This is a genomic window from Desulforudis sp. DRI-14 (assembly GCF_052618305.1).
In genome coordinates this window covers 1-19421 of sequence record NZ_JBQXEZ010000024.1, presented here as the reverse complement: position 1 = coordinate 19421, position 19421 = coordinate 1, and the positions used below count along the sequence as shown (strand labels likewise).

Below are 19421 nucleotides of genomic sequence, written 5' to 3'. Positions count from 1 at the left end.
TACTTCCACAGCCGGCTGCTATATCCTGTGGCGGTTGATCCACCAGTAGAGCAGGGCAAGCACCAATGCTGCGACAATCAAGCCATCCAGGCGGCGGAACCAGTGTTCTATGGTCTGCCAGTTCTCGCCCAGCTTGTAACCAAAAAAAACCAAAACGATGCTCCATATCAGAGACCCGAAAAAGGTATAGACGACAAATTTGACAAAGTGCATCCGCCCAATACCGGCAGGTAGTGAAATAAAGGTCCTTATCACCGGCATGAGCCTTGTAAAGAAAACGGTCGCCTCGCCATAACGTTCGAACCACCTTTCGGCCAGAGCGAGGTGATGCCTCGAAACGCCCACAAAGCGGCCGTATTGCAGGATGAAAGCGCGTCCGCCCCATAATCCGAGCAGATAGGAAAGGATCGACCCTGCCGTCCCGCCCAATGTGCCGGCCAATACAGTCATCGAAAAACCCAGCTTCCCCTGGCTGACCATGAACCCGCCATAAGGCAGGATCACCTCGCTGGGTAAAGGTATGTTGGCGCTCTCGATAGCCATCCCGATAGCCACGCCCCAGTAGCCCAGGGACTCGATGAAGCGCACCACGGCCTGGATAAGGATTTCAAGCAGGGCCGTCAACTCGTCACCCCTTAAAGTCCGGTAGTGATAGCCGTTAATAATAAATCTGTATGCCGGAACAAAAAAAAAACCCCTCGTGCAAGGGGTTGTCCCACAAATTTCGTCCTGTTTTGTTTAGAGTTTCAAGCTGGCGATGATGCGGTCCAACAGGGGGTGCACCCGGCACCGGTCGATCCCGCCGTGGTCTGAGTCCTTTCCCCGCTCTGGAAAGATTTTCAGGGCCCGGGACAGGCTGTTGAAATTGTTCGACACGCTCGAAACGGCAACCCTGTACCGCCTAGCAAGCTCGTTTTGACTGATGTGCCTGCGCCCGTCGAGGCGGGACATCGTGTAGATAACAGCCGCCGTCCAGGCCCCCCGCTTGCGCAGGACGGGATGTTCCTGAACGCAGAAATGATACCACAAGCGCAGGGCAATCTGGATTTCTTCCCGCAGGTAACCCAGTTCCTTCAGACCTTCCTCGACCTGTACGGCAACCCCGGCATACCCCTGGTTCGGCCAATTATAGCCAGCCACCGTGTTCTCGGCGGAAGCACGTTTTTCCCTGGTTTTGGTCCTGCTGTCGGCGCCGGGCTTGTCGTCCGTATCCTGGATTAACTGCAGGAGTACCTCGACCTGTTCCCGTCCCTCTTCGGTACGGCAAATCCTGTTGAGAATATCCCCCTGAAGAAGAGTCATCAGGCGCTTGACCGGGTGGTCGCCCCCATCGCTGCGCCAAGGCAGCGAGGCCTGGTCGTGCATGCTGAAACGGATGGCCTGGCTACTGAGCCGGTGAGCTTGTTGTTGGAGGTAGAGGCTAAACTGATTGTCCTCCTGCCGGCGGCGAATGCGCCGCCACCGCCTGAAGTCCCTGTTAACCCACTCCTGAACGATCTCCTTCATCGAAGGCGCTATGCCGATGGCGCTGGTGGAAAACTCATACTCCGCACCGACTCTCAATAACCTGACAAAAATAATTTGCCCGACCTCCGCCTCGGGTTGAAGACCGGGCTCCCGCACCCAAAAAGACTGGTTCTCGAAAATGTCCCTGACGACCAGACCCTTGCCGGGCAGCAGCGCCGTAACCTCGTAGAAGCGGCTCTTTGCCTCCGACCACAGCACAAGAAGGAGGGCTTCGGTCAGCGTAAGATTCTCCAGGTTGGCATCCCGGTACAATTCCAGCAGGGTCTGTTCACCCGACAAACGGTAGTCGAAAATAAACCATTCAAAACAGCGTTCGATGATAAAATCTTCATCCAGCGCCCAGATATCGTCCTCTATCTGCTGAAAGTATATATCCTGGGCCCGGGAGGCGTCCCTGGCGAACATGAATTCCTCGGCAAAGTCACTGAGTTTCCTGCGCAGTTGCGAAGCAGTCCGGCGCCACCTCACCTGAGCGAGAGAAACCACCTTGTCCTCTATGCCGCAACACTCCGCGTAAGGTTTATCACTACCGCATGGACAGCGCTCAGTTGGCGTGATAATGGCTCTAACCCCCTCGCAGCTCTCTTCACGCGCCTTCAAAGGTATTCGACCTCCACCGCGCTACTCCTGCCGGCAGCCGATTTTTGTGCCTTGAGAGAAAAGGGCTGCTCAGGATACTTTTACGAAGTTTTTTAACGGCCTTCTGGCCAAATGCTTATACTATAATGTAAATAACGATTGTCCAGGCCCCCCGGCAGTCAACAAATACAGGTGCGGGAAGCCAGGGGTCTGGAACCACAGACGATTTTAACGAAGGCGGGCGCTAAGCGGTGAGCAAGTTTCTGGTTATCGACGGCAACAGCTTGATCCACAGGGCTTTTCACGCCATTCCACCCCTTTCGACTTCGACCGGGTTACCGACCAACGCCGTCCTGGGTTTTACAAATATGCTGTTGAAGGTCCTGGAAGCGGAAGCGCCCGACAGGGTTGCGGTCGCCTTCGACAAGGGCCTGCCGGCCTTCCGCCACGAAGCCTTTACCGGGTACAAGGCTCACCGCCCCGCGACTCCCGAAGACCTTCGTCCCCAACTGGCGCTGGCTAAGGAAGTGCTGGAAGCGATGCGCATCCAGATTATCGAAGTGGAAGGTTACGAAGCCGACGACATTATCGGGACCTTGACCAGGATCGCCGCCGAAAAAAAGATGGATACGCTGGTGCTTACCGGCGACCAGGACACCCTCCAGCTGGTGGACGAATACAACCGTGTAATGCTGACCAGGAAAGGCATCACCGAGTTGGACGTCTACGACGCGGCCAGGGTCGTCGAGCGTTTCGGCCTCACACCGGCCCGGCTTACAGACATGAAGGGCCTTGTCGGCGACGCTTCGGATAACATCCCCGGGGTCCCCGGCATCGGGTTCAAGACAGCCGCCAAGCTGCTGCAAACCTATCACAGCCTTGAGGAACTGCTGGCAAACAAGGACCAGCTCCCGTTGCGCCTGCGCCAGCAGCTTGAGAAACACGCCGACCAGGCTGTGCTTTCCAAACAGCTTGCGACTATTGAAAGGGCCGTTCCGGGCCTCGACGAAGATGCTATCCGGGAATGGCCGGGGCCGGACTACGAAGCCCTTCTCAAAGTCTTCTCCAAGCTGGAGTTCAAGAGCCTCGCCCGCAACATCGCCCATCGCGTCCCCCGGGTCGGCGACGCCAGCGAACTGCAAAGACTTTGCCCCGTTTATCAAAAAGTTGTTGAAATCAAAGAACTTTCCCGGGTCGTCGAAAAAATAAAGGCCGCCGGTCAGGCGCATATCGCCTTCGGCGGCAACAGGGCCAGCGGACTAGAAGCCCTCAGCGTAGCTGTCGAGGATGCCATCTTTTATCTCCCGTTCGGCAAACTTGAACCCGAAGGCCTGGCGATCATCCGGGAAATGCTTGAAAACCCGGACGTCACCAAGCTTACCGCCGACGGCAAGGACGCTTACTGGTTTTGTCATCTGAGAGGGATCAGGCTCGCAGGGCTGGCTTTTGATACGACAGTGGCAGCTTACCTCATCAAACCGGGCGCCGGGGGCCTGGCACTGGAGGATTTGAGCCTCGAATACCTGCACCTGGCTCTCCCCGAGGGAGGCGAAGAAGCGCTGCCGGCAAGGGCTGAGTCCATTCGCCGGCTTTTGCCGTTCCTGCAGACTAAGCTGCGGATGCTGGAGCAGGAAGAACTGTTTAGCGAGATCGAGATGCCCCTGATTGCGGTCCTGGCACGCATGGAGATAGTCGGAATCAAAGTCGACCGGAAACAGCTGGCGGCGATGTCGGAAGAGTTCGGACAGCAAATCACCAGGCTTGAAAGTGAGATTTACGCCATGGCCGGCGAGCGTTTCAACATCAGTTCCCCCCGCCAGCTCGGGAACATTCTCTTCGGCAAACTGGGGCTGCCCAAGGGCCGAAAGACCAAGACGGGTTACAGCACGGACGCCAACGTGCTGGAAGAACTGGCCGGGGAGCACGAGATCGTCGCCAAGGTCCTGGAATACAGGCAGCTGGTCAAGCTGAAAGGGACCTACACCGACGGCCTAGCCGCGCTCATCGATCCCCAAACGGCCCGCCTGCACACCACCCTGCACCAGACGGTTACGGCCACAGGCCGGCTGTCCTCGGCCGAACCCAACCTGCAGAACATACCCGTCCGCCTGGAAATCGGCCGGCGGATCCGCAAGGTCTTCGTTCCCAGCGACCCGGCCAACGTGCTGCTGACCGCCGATTACTCGCAAATCGAACTGCGCATCCTCGCCCACCTCTCGGGTGACCCCGCGCTGATCTCGGCCTTCCGCGAGGGCCAGGACATTCACACGCGTACCGCCGCCGAGGTCTTCGGCGTGCTCATGGAAGGGGTCACGCCCGAGTTGCGCAGGCGGGCCAAAGCGGTCAACTTCGGCATCATTTACGGCATCAGCGACTTTGGCCTGGCCCGGGACCTGAAAATTCCGCGCAAGGAGGCCGCCGAATACATCCGCCGTTATTTCGCACGCCTGCCGAGGGTCCGGGAGTTTATTGAGTCAACGATCAGCCAGGCCCGAAACAACGGCTACGTGACCACCATCCGCAACCGGCGGCGCAATATCCCGGAGCTGTTCAGCCCCAACCAGACCGTGCGCGGCTTCGGCGAACGCGTCGCCACGAACAGCCCGATCCAGGGAAGCGCGGCCGACATCATCAAGATGGCGATGATCCGCATCGACAGGCGGCTGCAGGAAGGGCGCTATAAGAGCGCGATGATCCTGCAGGTTCATGACGAGCTGATATTCGACGTTCCGACCCACGAGCTATGCGAGGTAGCCCCCCTCATCAAGCAGGAAATGGAACAGGTCGTGGAGCTTGGCGTCCCGCTTGTCGTAGACCTTAAAGTAGGGCCAAACTGGTATGACGTTCGCAAAATCGAAGAGGTGACGAAATGCCTGAGCTACCAGAAGTAGAAACGATCGTCCGCGGGCTCGCGCCGCTGATTACCGGGCAGCAGATCCAGGAGGTGGAAATTCATAAGGCGAAGGTGATAGCCTGCCCCGAGCCATCCGCTTTCGCCGAACTGGTTAAGGGGCGCACCATTGAACGCCTGCAAAGGCGAGGCAAGTATATCTTAATGGAGTTATCCGGCGGGGTAACCATGGTCATACACCTGCGGATGACGGGGCAACTAGTCTACTACACAGATCCTGCGCCGCCGCCCAAGCACACGCACCTGGTATTGCGCCTGGCGCAAGGCTGGCTCAGGTTCACCGACCCCCGCCAGTTCGGGCGGGTCCTGGCCGTGCCCGCCTCCGAACTGGACAGGGTCGGCGGGCTCAAGGATCTTGGGCCGGAACCCCTGGACCCCCGGTTCACCGAAAAGGAGCTATGCCGCCTGGTCAACGGCAGAAAACAGAAAATTAAGGCCCTGCTCCTCGACCAGCGGGTCCTGGCCGGGATGGGCAACATCTACACCGATGAGGCGCTGTACCTTGCCGGCATCCACCCGGACAGGCCCGCGGCGGAGCTGACGGCCCGCGAGACTAAAGCCCTGTACAGCGCCGTCAAAAAGGTGCTCGATGAAGGGATCGCGTTTGGAGGGACCAGCGTCCGAGACTATGTCGATGCGCACGGCGTTGAAGGCCGGTTCCAGAAAATGCTGAAGGTATACGGCAAAAAGGGTGAGCCGTGCCCGTGCTGTGGAACCCCTATCGCCCGTACAGTTTGCGCGGGACGAGGGACCTACTTCTGCCCCCGCTGCCAGAATAAGAAGTGTGAAGTGAGAGGTCAGTGGTGAGTATGTTGAAGGAATTCGCTGTGCGAATCCACTTCTGACTTTCCACGACTCACCTCTCAACCGTCTACCCAGGCACCAAAATACGGCCCCATCCATATCCTCTTAAGGAGGATCATCGGAAGGGGTCGTTGCGAAGTGGAACTGGTTGCGCTTCTGGTTTTCGGCTTTGCCTTGAGCCTGGACGGATTCGGGGCCGGACTCGCTTACGGGATCAGGCAGATCAGGGTGCCGTTAACCTCTCTGATCATCATTAGCCTGACGTCCGGAGCGGCGATCACCCTTTCCCTTACCCTTGGACATACTGCGGCAAGCCTCGTTACTCCCGGCCTGGCACAGACGGCAGGCGGGTTCCTGCTCGTGGCACTCGGGCTGTGGATTCTCAGCCAAGCCTTGCGTAGCGCGACCAGGCGGATCTTGCGCCTGCGCATTCCCCAACTGGGGCTGGTCATCCAGATTCTCCTGGAGCCCTTGGAGGCGGACCTGGACGACTCCGGCTGCATTTCGCCGCGCGAAGCGGTACTCCTCGGCATTTCCTTGGCCCTGGACGCCTTCGGAGCCGGCTTCGCCATCGCCCTGTCGGGAATGCACACGGCGCTGGTGCCGCTCTTTGTTGTCGTCGGCCTGTTTTTAATGCTTAATGCCGGAATGGTTGTAGGGAGCAGGTTCACTCCTTCACTGATCCAGCGTTTGAATATCCTGCCGGGCTGTATTTTGATCATTATCGGCATGTTCCGTTTGCTGCACCTAGCCTTTTAGATTACGATGGACGTATGAAGGTTATAGGATTGACCGGTGATTCCGGAAGCGGCAAAACAACTGTTGCCTCGATGCTGGCCGAACTCGGAGCGGCCGTCATTGACGCGGACCAGGTAGCCCGGGAGCTCGTCAAGCCCGGATCCCCTCACCTGGAGGCCGTCATCCGGGCGTTCGGCCCGGCTTACCTCACTACCAAAGGCACGCTGAAAAGGCGTCGCCTGGCCAAACTTGTCTTTTCCGACCCCCAAGCCTACAAAAAACTGGACGAAATCATGCTCAAGCCGATCATCAACCGCATGCGCAGGCTGAAATCCGAGAAGGCGGCCGAGGGTTACAAGGTGATCGTCCTCGACGCGCCGCGGCTCCTGGATGTCGGGCTCGCCGACGAAGTGGACGAGGTCTGGGTGGTCACCGCGGACAGGCCCGTAAAACTGAAGCGGCTGGTGAAACGGGGATACAGCAGGGTGCAGGCGGAACGTATCCTTAACAGCCAGATGCCGCAGGAACAGAAAGTTCGACAGGCCCACCGGGTGATAGACAATAATGGGTCGTTGACAGAGACACGGGCTCAGGTTATAAATTATTGGACAACCCTCGAATCGGAGTGATGAGTTGTTGCGCCTGACTTGGCTGATCGTCCTCGCGCTTGCAGCAGCCCTGGCTCTCAACGCCGAGCGGATCGGCCGCCACTTCTTTCCGTTCCCCTACCAGGAAGTGATCTTTCACTACGCGGACGAAAATTCCCTCAACCCTTTTCTCGTAGCCGCCTTGATTAAGACGGAATCGAATTTCGATCCCTCAGCGACTTCCCACAAGGGCGCCTTGGGACTAATGCAGCTTATGCCCGAAACGGCACGCTGGGCGGCGATCCAAAGCGGGGAACCCGGCTTCTCGCCAGACATGCTTTATGACCCCGAAACCAACATCCGCATCGGAACACGATATTTGGCTTATCTTGTGAGCGACTTCGGCGACCCGGTCATCGCCCTGGCCGCCTACAACGGGGGCCACGGCAACGTTAGACGCTGGCTCGGTGAAGGCATATGGAACGGCCGCCTGCAAAACCTGGACCGGCTTCCCTTCCCCGAAACCCGCCAGTTCGTGCGCAAGGTCCTGTGGCGGACAAAGGTTTACGAATTTCTCTATAAAGATTAAAAACGGCGCCAACTCGCGCCGTCGACTGCTGACAAAGTAGCTTTTTTATCAATACGAGCGTAAGCATGGCTTCCGGGCTTCTCACGCTCGCTCCAGTGCTGCGCATCTACGGATTCTAGGCTCGGTTTGGACCGTTTCTAGGAGACCGTTAAAAAACTTCGCCTGGCTTTGTCAGACTCGCCGTCCAGTGCTTACGTACCACCCAATACGCTCCACGCTGTCCGGCTTCGCCTTCCACGCCATGCTCGCTTTTGAACGGTCTCTGGATTAAGTTGTTATAGCCATCCTGCGGATTGTCTGCGGGCGCCACGACTCAATAGGTTATCCAGGTACGCGCCTAGGCCTTGACGCAGCGAACGTTGGGAGTATGAATCAAAAATGCAACTTTTTCTCTTACTCTTCCAGCGTTATCGTCTCCAGAACGGCGGCGCACCTCGTGCAAACCTCGGCCGTTTCCCCGCCCGTACCGGTTTCCGAAGCATATTTCCAGCAACGCGGGCACTTTGCGCCTTCGGCCCGCCTGGCCAGAATTTTCAGTCCCTCGACATCCAGGGCTTCCTCGGCGTTGTCCGGCGCCGATTCCAGGGATTCCACCACGACCCGGGAAACCACCGTGATTACGGCTAGGTCATCCGCTGCGGCTTCCAAAAGCCCCCGCAGTTTTTCGTCCGCGTACAGCGTCACGGACGCCTCCAGGGAGTCCCCGATCACCTTTTCCTTGCGCGCCGTCTCCAGGATCCGCAGCGCTTCGTCGCGCACGTGCATCAGCTTTTCCCACCGCGCGGCCAGGTCCCCGTCAATGTAATTGGGGTCGGCCTCGGGAAAGGAAAGCAACTGAACGGTGGGAGCCTTTTCGCCCTCTGCGGGAAAGTACTGCCAGACTTCCTCGGTGGTGTAAGCCAGAACAGGAACGAGCAGGCGTACCAGGGTGTCCAGGATATTGTAGAGAACGGTCTGCGCCGACCTGCGTGCCGGAGATCCAGCGCTTTCGCAGTAAAGCCGGTCCTTAACGACGTTAAGGTAAAAGGCGCTGAGGTCGGTCACGCAGTAATTGTAGACGGCATGGTAGACGGTATGGAATTCAAAGCCCTTGTACGCTTTGCCGACCTTATCAATCAGAGTGTGCAGCTGGTGCAGCGCATAACGGTCCAGTTCGGGCATCTGTTCGTAAGCAACCTTATCGACGGCCGGGTCGAAATCGTAAATGTTCCCCAGCAGGAAGCGGAAGGTGTTACGAATCTTGCGATAGGCTTCGGCCGACTGCTTTAAAATGTTGGCCGAAACAGCCAGATCGCCTTTATAGTCGGCGGAGCATACCCACAGGCGCAAGATATCGGCGCCGAGCTGCTTCATTACTTCGTGGGGGTCGACAACATTGCCCAGCGACTTGGACATCTTCCTGCCCTGCTCGTCAACCGTAAAACCGTGGGTCAGGACGGCGCGATAAGGGGGTTCTCCCGTAACAGCCACCGAAGTCGTCAGGGATGAGTTGAACCAGCCGCGGTGTTGGTCGGATCCTTCCAGATATAGATCGGCCGGCCAGCGCAACTCGGGCCAGTAAGCGGGCTGAGTCAGCACGCCCCAGTGACTGGAGCCCGAATCGAACCAGACGTCCATGGTGTCCGTTTCCTTCTTAAAGTGCGTCCCGCCGCACTTTGCACACTTTAGGCCCGGCGGAACGAGATCGTCGGCCTCACGGGCGAACCAGACGTCAGACCCGTACTGGCCGAAGAGCTGTTTGATGTGGTTGATCGTCTCGTCGTTGATGATCGCTTCTTCGCATTCCGCGCAGCAGAAAATGGGCAGTGGAACGCCCCAGATACGCTGACGGGAAATACACCAGTCGCCGCGGTTGGCGATCATGCCCTGAATACGCTCCTTACCCCAGGCGGGAATCCAGTTCACCCGTTCAATGGCGTCCAAGAGCATGTCGCGGAAGCCGTCGATAGAGGCGAACCACTGCTCGGTAGCCCGAAAGAAAATAGGGTTCTTGCAGCGCCAGCAGTGCGGGTACTGGTGCGTGATCCCGGACAGGTGCACCAGGGCCTCGCGGTTTTGCAATTCCTCGATTACCTTGGGATTGGCTTCGAGGTAAAACTGCCCCTGGAAGATGCCTCCCTCGGCGGTGAAACGCCCCTTCCCGTCAACCGGCGAAATCACCGGCAGGTTGTATTTGACCCCCAGTTCAAAGTCTTCTTCACCGTGGCCCGGAGCAATGTGAACACATCCTGTGCCTTGGTCGAGGGTTACGTATTCGCCCAGGATAACTACGGAATCCCTATCGACGAAGGGGTGGGCGCAGACGACGCCCGCCAGCTGCTCGCCCTGGAACGTCTTTTCAACAGACGCCTCGGCTCTGAGAACCTCATAGAGGAAGGGTTCCGCAAGCTCCTCTGCGACCAGGTAGCGTTCCTTGCCCGTGTTGAGCAGGGCGTAGCGGTACTCCGGATGGACGCAGATAGCGACGTTGGCCGGCAGGGTCCACGGCGTCGTCGTCCAGATCACGACATAGGTATTCCCGGTCGGAACAACCCCTTTACCGTCCTTCACAGTAAAACGCACGTAAATCGACGGCGATTCCTTCTCCTTGTATTCGACTTCAGCCTCGGCCAAGGCCGTCTCACAGGTGGCGCACCAGTAGATGGACTTCAGTCCCTTGTAAATGTACCCGCGCTTGGCCATTTCGCCGAAGACCTCGATCTGCCTGCTCTCAAAGTGCGGCTGCAGCGTAAGATAAGGGTTTTCCCAGTCGCCCCTGACACCAAGACGCTTGAAGCTCTCCCGCTGAATGCCGACATACTTGAGGGCGTACTCACGGCAGCGCTGCCGGAAATCCACCGGGGAAATCTCGTGGCGGCGGATCTTCAGGGCCTTAATGGCCTGCTGTTCGATCGGCAGGCCATGAGTATCCCAACCGGGCACGTAAGGGGCGTCAAACCCGGCCATCGACTGGTACTTGACCACCATATCCTTGAGAACCTTGTTCAGCACGTGCCCCATATGAATAGGCCCGTTGGCGTAAGGGGGACCGTCGTGCAGGATGTATTTGGGACGGCCCCTGGTGTGTTTCTGCACCAGGCTGTAAAGGCCGACCTCGTCCCAGTACTTAAGAATTTCGGGTTCACGCTGCGGGAGGTTGGCCCGCATCGGAAAATCCGTTTTCGGCAGGTTCAGTGTCTTTCCGTAATCCATGCAGTTCCTCCTTAAAAGTGCTTGCAATAAAAAACTCCCGTCCGTGCAGGGACGAGAGTGCTAATCCCGTGGTACCACCCTATTGATCCGCCCGTAATAAGGGAAGACCTCTCCTTGCGCTGGTAACGGCAGCCGCCGGCAAGCCCTACTGCAAACAAACAAATAAATTGGCCCCAGCCAATTTACCCGTGGTTCAGGCCGCGCCTCCCGGGCGATTTTCGCCCGCCCCTTCCCGCCCGGCTTCCACTATCCCGGGCTCGCTGATGGAGACAGCGGGTTACTCCTCCCGTTCACTGGCTTTACACATATCTGCGGAACATTATATTTGAAATCCTAAGTTTTCGTCAACTGTAGACGAAAAGCTACCTCTTCCGGCGTCAGGCCCTCGAGAAGGATCACCTTGTCCCGACCCGTATGGCCCGACTTGATGCTGACCCGGCTGGCGGAAATCCCCAAAACCTTGGCAAGAAAGCCGCATAGCCTTTCATTGGCGGCCCCGTCGACGGGGGATGATACAACCCTGATTTTCAGGGCTTCCCCGTAGGTTCCCGCAATCCCGTCGCGGGAAGCCTTGGGCTGAACCCTTACTTTCAGCGTCGTTCCCTGCTGATCCCTGCTAAGAAACGGTCCGTACATACAAAACCGCCTAAAAGGCAAAACGTGTAAGGATATTCAGCACTAGCATCCTGACCAGCGAAACAGCAAAAAGCGCGACAATAGGCGATATGTCGAAAACACCGATCGGCGGGATAATACGCCTGAAGAAGCCAAGCACGGGCTCAGTAATCTCGTAAATAAAGCGAAAAACCGGGTGGTAAGGATCGTGTCGGATCCACGACAGGAGAACCCGCGCAAAAATAATGTAAGTATATAACCTAAAGGCGACATCAACCATCTGTATTAGGAAAGTCATGCTCCACCTCGCCTGCTCATTTCCCGGGATCTGGCGGCCGCCTTTTCAACGGCCTTGCTGATACTGGCCCTGACCGCCCCTTCCTCGAGGGCGAACAAGCCTTCGATCGTCGTTCCCCCCGGTGTGGTAACCATATCTTTCAACCGGCCGGGATGCTCCCCTGTTTCCAGGACCATGCGCGCCGCGCCGAGCAGTGTTTGCGCGGCCAACTCGGTGGCCAGATCGCGCGGCAGCCCCTGCCGGACGCCGGCATCGCTCAGGGCCTCGATAATCAAGTAGCCGTATGCCGGCCCCGAACCGCTTAAGCCCGTCACGGCGTCCATCAGCTTCTCGGGAACTTCCACGACCCTGCCGACGGCGCCGAAGATCATCCTGGCCTGCCCGGCCTGCTCGGCGCCGGCCTTTGCTCCCAGCGCAAAGGCGCTGGCCCCCTCGTTCACCAGGCAGGGCGTGTTAGGCATCACCCGGACGACCGGGATCCGGTTGCCCATTTTTTGCTCGATAAAGTCCAGGCTGATGCCCCCGGCAATGCTGATCAGCGTCTGGCGCAAGTTCATCACAGGGGCGATCTCGGCCAGCACTTCGCTGACGACAAACGGCTTGACGGCAAGGATCACGATATCGCACTCCCGCGCGAGCGCGACGTTACTGCTTGCGACCTTGACCCCCGTTTCCCCGGCCAGCATTTCGAGCCGTTCGGTGCGGACATCGCTGACCATCACCGCCGGCGGCTCGACCACCCCGGCCTTGATCACTCCTCGTACCAAAGCCTCACCCATGGCGCCCCCGCCGATAATGCCGAGGCGCTTATCCAAAGTCATCTTCACGCCGACACACTCTCCGTTTTTTTAAGACCTGTCCCTGTTGATCCAGGAGAAAAGCCCCTTCTCTCCCGCACCCTTGACCGGGCTGTCGATATCCACGTTGGATGGCACGAACAGTACGATTGTCCCGCTGACCTTCTGGAGGCTGCCGTTCAGACCGTAAGTCGCCCCGCTGACAAAATCAAAAACGCGGCGGGCTAGGTCTGCTTCGGCGTGTTCCAGGTTGACGATGACGGGCCGCCGGTTTTTGAGGTGATCAACGATTTCCTGCACCTCGTCGTAAGAACGGGGCTCAACCACGACCACCTTAACCTGGCGCTGCGTGTGCAGACTGACAACGGCACCTTTCTTCCCAGGTTTTAGGCTCTCCCGCTGCTCAGGCTGCTGCTGGGTCAGCTGGGCTTCGCCTTCAGGCACTTCCTCCTCGAAGCCCATAAACCCGAGAACCTTGTCCACAAGCTTGGTACCCACCTGAGAACCTCCTTTAAGGATTAGTGGAAAGACCGATCAATATGGACGCGAACCAAAGATGGCCGAACCGATCCGTAAAATATTGGCACCCTCTTCTATGGCAACAGTATAATCGTTTGTCATACCCATAGAAAGATATTTTTGCGTAAAGAAAGGATATCTTGATAATTTCACGCTGATGGAACGCAATTCTCGAAAAACCGGGCGGACTTCCTCGGGGTTGTCCACATAGGGCGCGATCGTCATTAAGCCATCTACCGCAAGGCCTTTGAGATCGCCCAGCGCCGCCACAAAATCCTCGACTTCGCCCGGCGCTACGCCGAACTTCGTTTCCTCGCCGGCCACGTTGACCTGCACCAGGACGTGCAGCACACGGTTATGCAAATGCGCCCACCTGTCGAGATCCTCGGCCAGGCTCCAGCGGTCCAGGCTGTGGATCAAAGCGACGCGGCCCGCGACATTCCGAATCTTGTTCCGCTGCAAATGCCCGATAAAATGCCAGGCGGCCTGCGGCAGCAGCGGTTGCTTCTTGACAAGCTCCTGAACCCTGTTTTCCCCGAAGTCACGGCAACCGGCCTCAAAAACCGTCTTGATGCGTTCGATGTCCACCGTTTTTGTGACAGTGACAAGCTTAATTTCCTCGGGAGAGCGCCCTGCCCTGCGCGCGGCTGCGGCGATGTTTTCCTTAACGCGCCGCAGGTTCTCGATGATATCTTGTGCGGTCATGTCTAGCGCAGCATAGCCCCTTCCTTAACCCAGCGAGGATTGACGACGTAGTTTATGCCTTCGCTCAGGCCCGCACCCTTGATGGATACCTTGTCATTAAGTTGTCCAAGTATCTCTACCGGAACCCACTGGCTGGAACCCTTGTAGATAACAAAAATTCCCTCCTGCTCCCCCCTGCATATGATTGCCGACCTCGGCACCAGCAGGCCATCCAACTCCCCCACCACCGCCTGGCAGGTCAGAAACCGTTCGCGGAGGCAACAATCCGGGTAACGCTCGAGGCGCAAGAACAGCGTTGCCTCCTCGCCCGGCAGCGAAGCGACAACGCGCCCGCGATAATCCTGCCGGTCGACGCACAGGATCCACATCGCCCCGGGCTCGTAACGTTCGGGCGTGACAGCGTCACTCTCCGGCGTCACCCTCAGTACCACCGGGTCGAGGTTGTCTACTACCCTTGCGACGGGGTCGCCTTTGCAAAGGACATCACCTGCCGACATCCTGAGGGGTTTGACGCCGGGGATTGTGCGCAAGGCATCGGGCCGGTCCGGAGAAAGCATCTCCTCGAGGCCGTCAAGATTAAAATAAACGACCCCGGCCCGCGGGGAAACAATTATTCGTTCCATACCGGCATCCTTGATCTTGGCTATCGGGGTTCCCTTACTGACCCTTTCCCCGTCTGAAACCAACAGTCCCAAGCAACCGGGGGCCGGCGCGCGAACCAGGGTCTCGTCTCTGAAAACCAAGGCCTGAAGGGTAACGCTGCAGCGTTCGTATTGGGGATGAAGGATGGCTGTTTGCACCAATTGCCTTGATGCGTAGGAAAAGACGACCGGGATCAGAAACCATATCGCAACCGCCGAACCCAGCACCGCGAGCAGGACGTGACTCAAGCGCGACTTTTGCACCGGGCACTTTCACCCTTATAATAAAACTTCATAAATCTTCTTCAGTACTTCGCCGGGCAACTGGTAAATCCTGCTTCTTAAAATACTGGATTTTCAGCATTTCACCAGTAACTCCTTATACGAGGCAAATAACGGCGCCCATCCGCCCGGTCCGTCCCCCTCCGGCCCGGTAAGAAAAGAAAAGGTCGTGCCGGCACGCCGTGCATATACCCGCCACTTCTATGTTCCGGGCCTGCAGGCCGGCATCCCCGACCAGCAGCAGCCGGTTGGCTTCCCAAAGATCGAGCCGCCAGTTCCGGTCAAGTTTTTGCAAGAATAAAGGCCATTCCGGGCTCAAGGTCCGAAAAGCTCCTGCCACCTCACTGCCCACCTCGTAACAGCACGGCCCGATGGAAGGCCCCACCGCGGCCAGGATCTCGGCAGGTTCGATACCCCATCGCAAGCATAAAAACCGCACCGTCTTCACGGCGATTTTAGCGGCTGTTCCCCGCCAACCGGCGTGGGCCAGCCCAACCACCCGCTGTCTTGGCGCATAAAACCACAGCGGGACGCAGTCGGCAAAGAACGCCGTCAACGGGACCCCGGCCTCGGCCGTCACGAGCGCGTCAACGCCCGGCAAAGCATCCGCCGCATCGGCGGAGCCCCTTCCCGCGTGGAAGCCGGTAACCTCCGCCACCTCGGACCCGTGAACCTGTGCACCGCACACCACCATCTGCGGGTTTAACTGCAAAGCCTTGGCGAATAATTCCCTGTTATGCAAAACGGATGCGGGTTCGTCGCCCACGTGCAGCCCAAGGTTTAAGCTGTCGTACGGAGGTTTGCTGACACCACCGTGCCGCGTACTGAAGGCTGCGACAACACCTTCGTGGAATTTGAAGGATGAAACTTCGTAGAAAGTGAGGCCGTTCCGTTCTTTCAGTTCCATTAACGCCCCTATCCCGCCTGTTCGTTCTCGCCTTTCTCCTGGTGGCTGGCAATCAAACGCTCAAGTTCGTTAACTTTGGCCATGATCTCGGTAAAGGATTCCGGTTCGGGTTTCGTCGCTAGGTAGTTCTCTAGCTTGGCCCAGAACCCCGCCGTGGCCTGGCGCAGTTTATCGTGAGGCGTGCGGCCCCTGGTAATCGAAAAAGTTTCACGCCACTTGGGGATGATGCCCATAATCCCCACGTCTTTAATTAAGCGGTCTCTAAGCGCGTGCTGGGCCACCGGTTCACCGTGAACGATAAAAAGCTGCTGCGGAAGAACCGTGAAGCCCTTAATCCAATCCACAAGCATATCCTGGTCGGCGTGGGCCGAGAAGCCGTCGATATTAACGATGTCGGCACGGACGCAAATCTCCTCGCCCAGGATGCGGACGTCCTTTTCGCCTTCCAGGAGACGCCGGCCCAAAGTCCCCTCCGCCTGGTATCCCACAAATAAAACGGTGGCCTCGGGCCGCCACAGGTTGTGCTTTAGGTGGTGCCGGATGCGACCGGCTTCACACATCCCGCTCCCGGCAATGATGATCATCCCCCCGGGGATCCTGTTCAGCATCTGGGAGTCTTCCATGCTTTGGGAAAACTTAAGGTTCGGCATCTCCAAAGGGTTTTCCCCGTTGGCGATCAGTTCTATGGTTTCCTGGTCGTAACATTCATGATGGCTGGCGAAAATACTGGTAACCTGGGCTGCCAGTGGGCTATCGACCCAAATGTCCATCGGGGGAAGCTTGTTCTCCCTGGCCAGGAGAAAAAGGTCGTAGATGATGTCTTGCGTTCGCTCCACGGCGAAGGCGGGGATGAGCAGGTTCCCGCCCTTGCGGTAGGTCTGCCAGATAACGTCGTGGAGTTTTTGCTGCAGTTCTTTAGGGTTCGCGACCTGGTGCAGGCGGTCCCCGTAAGTTGACTCAATCACCAAACAGTCAGCTTCCCAGAGGTCGGTGGGGTCCTTGACAAACGGACGCCCTTCGTTGCCTAGATCCCCGGAAAACACGAACTTCGTCTCGTGGTCGTTATCCCCGATCCAGAGTTCCAGGAGCGCCGAACCGAGGATGTGCCCCGCGTCACGAAACTTGACGCGCAGGTTGGGGCAGAGGCTGATCTCCTCGTCGTAATCGACGGCGTCGAAGAAAGGCAGGCTTGCCAGAGCATCATCGGCGGTATATATCGGCTGGATCAGCGGTTTTCCGGCCCGCCGCGCTTTGCGGTTGATGCGTTCGACTTCCATTTCCTGAATATGCCCGGCGTCGGGGAGGAGCGCCCCGCAAAGATCAACTGTACAGCCCGTCGCGATAATGCGCCCTTTAAACCCGCTTTTAACGAGCTTCGGAATCAGGCCGCTGTGGTCGATGTGGGCGTGAGTCAACAGAAGATAGTCGATACTCCTTGCCGGAAAAGGCAGGGGCTCATAGTTGCGCTGCTTAATCTCCTTTGATCCCTGAAACATCCCGCAGTCCACCAGGATACGGCACTTTGCGCTTTCGACCATGAAACACGATCCCGTAACTGTGTCCGCTGCCCCGTAAAAAGTAAGGAACACTATTAGACCTCCCGTATTTCAATCAACTAAGATGCCGTTCAAAAACTGCGCCCTGCACTCTCCTAGATTATACCGGGGACCATGGATACCGGCAAGGTTTATCGGCACGGAGCTTGACAGGGGCCGCCTCCAAGGCTAAGCTAAAAAACGGTAGTCAAGACCTTCTCCTGCAAAATGGAGAGAGCAAGGAGGGTTAGATCGTGCCGATCTACGAGTTTCGCTGTGCCAAGTGCAGCAAGCGTTTTGAGAAGCTTTGCGAAATGGGTGAAACGGGGCAGAACGTGAAATGCCCCGAGTGCGGCGCCGGCAACCCTAACAAATTGATTTCCGGGTTCTGTGCCCCAAACGCGGAGGGAGGCAAAGGCAGCTGCGGCGGCTGTACGGCGTCAAGCTGCTCCGGGTGCCACTAATCGGTCGTCGGTTGTAAGTCGTCAGTCGTCGAACTTAAAGGAGTCTCCGTTCGGGAATGCCTATCAATGAGCAAAGGTCCTCGGACAATAATCAGAGGACCTTTACCTTTGTTTACTGTTTAGATGTCCAACTGCTAACGGCGATCTTGAGATGCGGGCTGGCCCAGGTAAATCCCCTCGGCAGCCAGGAAATTCTCGTTGTCCTCGATCGTGATGGCCCAAACGTTGTCGGATCCGGGAAGCTGCTCGCGCGAAGCAACCTTAACCGGAAAGACCCGGTCCAGGATGCTAAGCGTAAAGAGAAGCCTGATGCTGCAAGCGAAGTTACTCGTCGCCTTGACCAGGCAGTCGTAGCATTCCATCTTCTGTAGCTTGTGCGGATTCAGCTTGCGGGCCCGCCTCTCGATATCCACCCTTAACTCCTCCAGGACTTCATCCCCCAATCGCTGGAAGCCTTCGAGGCGATCCCATCCCCAGGCCGCAAAAGCAAGCGGGCGCAGCCACTCGTAGTCGGCGTGCGTTTCCGGGTCCACTTTGCAAACGTTAAGGATGCCGGCGAACTGGGCGGCGTTAGCGCGTACCTCATAACACATTTCCATGCGCCTGGGAACCAGGACGATCTTGGCCTTGCTGGCCGGAAGGGTCGTAATGTGGCCGTCGCTGTCAATCGTAAGCACCGGACAGTTGCTGGTCGTCACAATGCTTTGGCCGCTAGCCAGGATCAGCCTTACCATGCTGTCGACGCTGCCGGGCCCGCTGACCGAGGTTATGGCTTTGAGCCGCATCTGGCCGGTTAACAGATTCATGCTTACAACCCGGTACCGCGACTCGGGAAAGCTTCGCGCCACGTCTTCGATACGGGCTAGTTCCAACTGGCGGGTGTCAAAAGACCAAACCCAGAGGCCTGCTTCGCCTGCCAACAGATAAGAGGCACCGGTGACAGGCTCTGCGACACCCTGATCGGCACCCGGATCGTCGCGCTTAATGCTTTGCTTGTCGGCACAGCTGAGCAGGTCAGGACGTGAAAAACCCTGCAGGAGGTTCTTCAGCAAGCGTTAGCCTCCCTTCGTATTACGCGTGCTTACCCACCATTTTACTTTGAAACCTGTTTAAAGAACAACTGATTATTTAACATAAAACAATAAACCCCCGCTTCGACAAGCGGGGATTAAAAAGGGTGACCCAAAATGTACCAGGTTAACGCCGTTGGTAGCGTGGCTCGGAATAATGGGGGGCTTCCACAAGAATGACGTCGACGCCGATGCGCACGATTTTTTCCCAGGGCACCACAATCTCTTCCTCGCGCCCGAAGAAACCCATCAACCGGGTCGAGCCGGGAAGGATCAGCGCCGTAATCCGTCCGGTTTCAAGGTCGATGTCGATATCCTTGATCATCCCCATGCGCCTGCCATCCAGAACGTTAATAACTTCGCGCATGCGCAGATCAGAAATTTTAACCATGCGGATCACCCCGTCACATGTATATGCAAACTTCTTCCGGTTCAAAACCAGAAATGGCCATTTTTTGGTATAACCAGGTTGGGTATGGGTGTAGGGTATCGTACTTGGGGCTCAGGATGTTAGCAGTTAGTTACTAGATGTTGGTGGTAGATAAGCATTAGCACTCGGCAGTCGGGTTAGAGTCACCCCTAGTCCAATGTTGAACGCCAATTAATATCGAGTAGAGTAACGCCGCGGTGATCAACTGCGGCGTTAGCCCTCTCACAGAAC

19 protein-coding genes and 1 other annotated feature are annotated in these 19421 nt (G+C 57.4%); of the genes, 6 read left to right on the top strand and 13 right to left on the bottom strand.

All coding sequences use genetic code 11. The features are described from left to right. Positions 1-18: 18 nt before the first annotated feature. Together ACUM6F_RS11000 and ACUM6F_RS10995 are read right to left on the bottom strand one after the other, a co-directional pair. Positions 19-624 (bottom strand): DedA family protein, encoded by a 606-nt coding sequence (locus tag ACUM6F_RS11000; RefSeq protein ID WP_425622025.1) that lies wholly within the window; start codon positions 622-624, stop codon positions 19-21. A gap of 114 nt (positions 625-738) precedes the next feature. Then, positions 739-2127: a DUF7986 domain-containing protein gene (locus ACUM6F_RS10995; protein ID WP_445349249.1), complete on the bottom strand. Its 1389-nt coding sequence runs from the start codon at positions 2125-2127 to the stop codon at positions 739-741. A 230-nt stretch (positions 2128-2357) separates the two neighbouring features. Here ACUM6F_RS10995 and polA point away from each other — a divergent pair, with 230 nt between their 5' ends. The 5 genes from polA to ACUM6F_RS10970 all read left to right on the top strand — a co-directional run bounded on the left by polA (position 2358) and on the right by ACUM6F_RS10970 (position 7735). Further along, the gene (gene polA / locus ACUM6F_RS10990; RefSeq protein ID WP_445349248.1) at positions 2358-4997 is read left to right on the top strand and encodes a DNA polymerase I; all 2640 of its coding nucleotides are present in this window, start codon (positions 2358-2360) and stop codon (positions 4995-4997) included. After that, positions 4976-5824, top strand: coding sequence for a bifunctional DNA-formamidopyrimidine glycosylase/DNA-(apurinic or apyrimidinic site) lyase (gene mutM, locus ACUM6F_RS10985; protein WP_445349247.1), 849 nt, complete (start codon positions 4976-4978; stop codon positions 5822-5824). Before polA ends, mutM begins: the two co-directional genes overlap by 22 nt. Before the next feature lie 135 nt (positions 5825-5959). After that, on the top strand, positions 5960-6580 hold the full coding sequence (gene ytaF / locus ACUM6F_RS10980) for a sporulation membrane protein YtaF (RefSeq protein ID WP_445349246.1): 621 nt from the start codon (positions 5960-5962) through the stop codon (positions 6578-6580). Between the two features lie 29 nt (positions 6581-6609). Then, positions 6610-7188, top strand: a complete 579-nt coding sequence (gene coaE, locus ACUM6F_RS10975) for a dephospho-CoA kinase (RefSeq protein ID WP_445349245.1) — start codon at positions 6610-6612, stop codon at positions 7186-7188. Positions 7189-7195: 7 nt separating this feature from the next. Beyond that, positions 7196-7735, top strand: a complete 540-nt coding sequence (locus tag ACUM6F_RS10970; protein WP_425622030.1) for a lytic transglycosylase domain-containing protein — start codon at positions 7196-7198, stop codon at positions 7733-7735. Between the two features lie 393 nt (positions 7736-8128). Here the strand turns inward: ACUM6F_RS10970 and ileS are convergent, their stop codons facing one another. The 9 genes from ileS to ACUM6F_RS10925 form a co-directional block, all read right to left on the bottom strand. Beyond that, the gene (gene ileS, locus ACUM6F_RS10965; protein ID WP_445349244.1) at positions 8129-10927 is read right to left on the bottom strand and encodes an isoleucine--tRNA ligase; all 2799 of its coding nucleotides are present in this window, start codon (positions 10925-10927) and stop codon (positions 8129-8131) included. A 44-nt stretch (positions 10928-10971) separates the two neighbouring features. Continuing rightward, positions 10972-11230: a binding site (T-box leader), on the bottom strand. Positions 11231-11260: 30 nt separating this feature from the next. Further along, the gene (locus ACUM6F_RS10960) at positions 11261-11563 is read right to left on the bottom strand and encodes a DUF167 domain-containing protein (RefSeq protein WP_425622032.1); all 303 of its coding nucleotides are present in this window, start codon (positions 11561-11563) and stop codon (positions 11261-11263) included. 10 nt (positions 11564-11573) lie between these two features. Next, positions 11574-11822: a YggT family protein gene (locus ACUM6F_RS10955; RefSeq protein ID WP_426377380.1), complete on the bottom strand. Its 249-nt coding sequence runs from the start codon at positions 11820-11822 to the stop codon at positions 11574-11576. A 14-nt stretch (positions 11823-11836) separates the two neighbouring features. After that, positions 11837-12661 (bottom strand): pyrroline-5-carboxylate reductase, encoded by an 825-nt coding sequence (gene proC, locus ACUM6F_RS10950; protein ID WP_425622141.1) that lies wholly within the window; start codon positions 12659-12661, stop codon positions 11837-11839. A 27-nt stretch (positions 12662-12688) separates the two neighbouring features. Continuing rightward, positions 12689-13135, bottom strand: coding sequence for a cell division protein SepF (locus ACUM6F_RS10945; protein ID WP_425622034.1), 447 nt, complete (start codon positions 13133-13135; stop codon positions 12689-12691). 36 nt (positions 13136-13171) lie between these two features. Next, entirely contained in the window at positions 13172-13861 is a 690-nt protein-coding gene (locus ACUM6F_RS10940; RefSeq protein ID WP_425622035.1) for a YggS family pyridoxal phosphate-dependent enzyme, read from the bottom strand. Between the two features lie 2 nt (positions 13862-13863). Further along, positions 13864-14766 carry an HlyD family efflux transporter periplasmic adaptor subunit gene (locus ACUM6F_RS10935; protein WP_445349243.1) on the bottom strand — a complete coding sequence of 301 codons (903 nt, stop codon included), beginning with the start codon at positions 14764-14766 and terminating at the stop codon, positions 13864-13866. A gap of 115 nt (positions 14767-14881) precedes the next feature. Then, positions 14882-15691 carry a peptidoglycan editing factor PgeF gene (gene pgeF / locus ACUM6F_RS10930; protein ID WP_425622037.1) on the bottom strand — a complete coding sequence of 270 codons (810 nt, stop codon included), beginning with the start codon at positions 15689-15691 and terminating at the stop codon, positions 14882-14884. 8 nt (positions 15692-15699) lie between these two features. Continuing rightward, positions 15700-17280, bottom strand: a complete 1581-nt coding sequence (locus ACUM6F_RS10925) for an MBL fold metallo-hydrolase RNA specificity domain-containing protein (RefSeq protein WP_445349242.1) — start codon at positions 17278-17280, stop codon at positions 15700-15702. Between the two features lie 200 nt (positions 17281-17480). Here ACUM6F_RS10925 and ACUM6F_RS10920 point away from each other — a divergent pair, with 200 nt between their 5' ends. Next, on the top strand, positions 17481-17690 hold the full coding sequence (locus ACUM6F_RS10920; RefSeq protein WP_425622039.1) for an FmdB family zinc ribbon protein: 210 nt from the start codon (positions 17481-17483) through the stop codon (positions 17688-17690). 134 nt (positions 17691-17824) lie between these two features. Here ACUM6F_RS10920 and ACUM6F_RS10915 read toward each other — a convergent pair whose 3' ends face one another. Both ACUM6F_RS10915 and ACUM6F_RS10910 read right to left on the bottom strand, forming a co-directional pair. Then, entirely contained in the window at positions 17825-18742 is a 918-nt protein-coding gene (locus ACUM6F_RS10915) for a hypothetical protein (RefSeq protein ID WP_425622040.1), read from the bottom strand. A 145-nt stretch (positions 18743-18887) separates the two neighbouring features. Continuing rightward, the gene (locus ACUM6F_RS10910) at positions 18888-19151 is read right to left on the bottom strand and encodes a YlmC/YmxH family sporulation protein (protein ID WP_425622041.1); all 264 of its coding nucleotides are present in this window, start codon (positions 19149-19151) and stop codon (positions 18888-18890) included. Positions 19152-19421 lie beyond the last annotated feature (270 nt).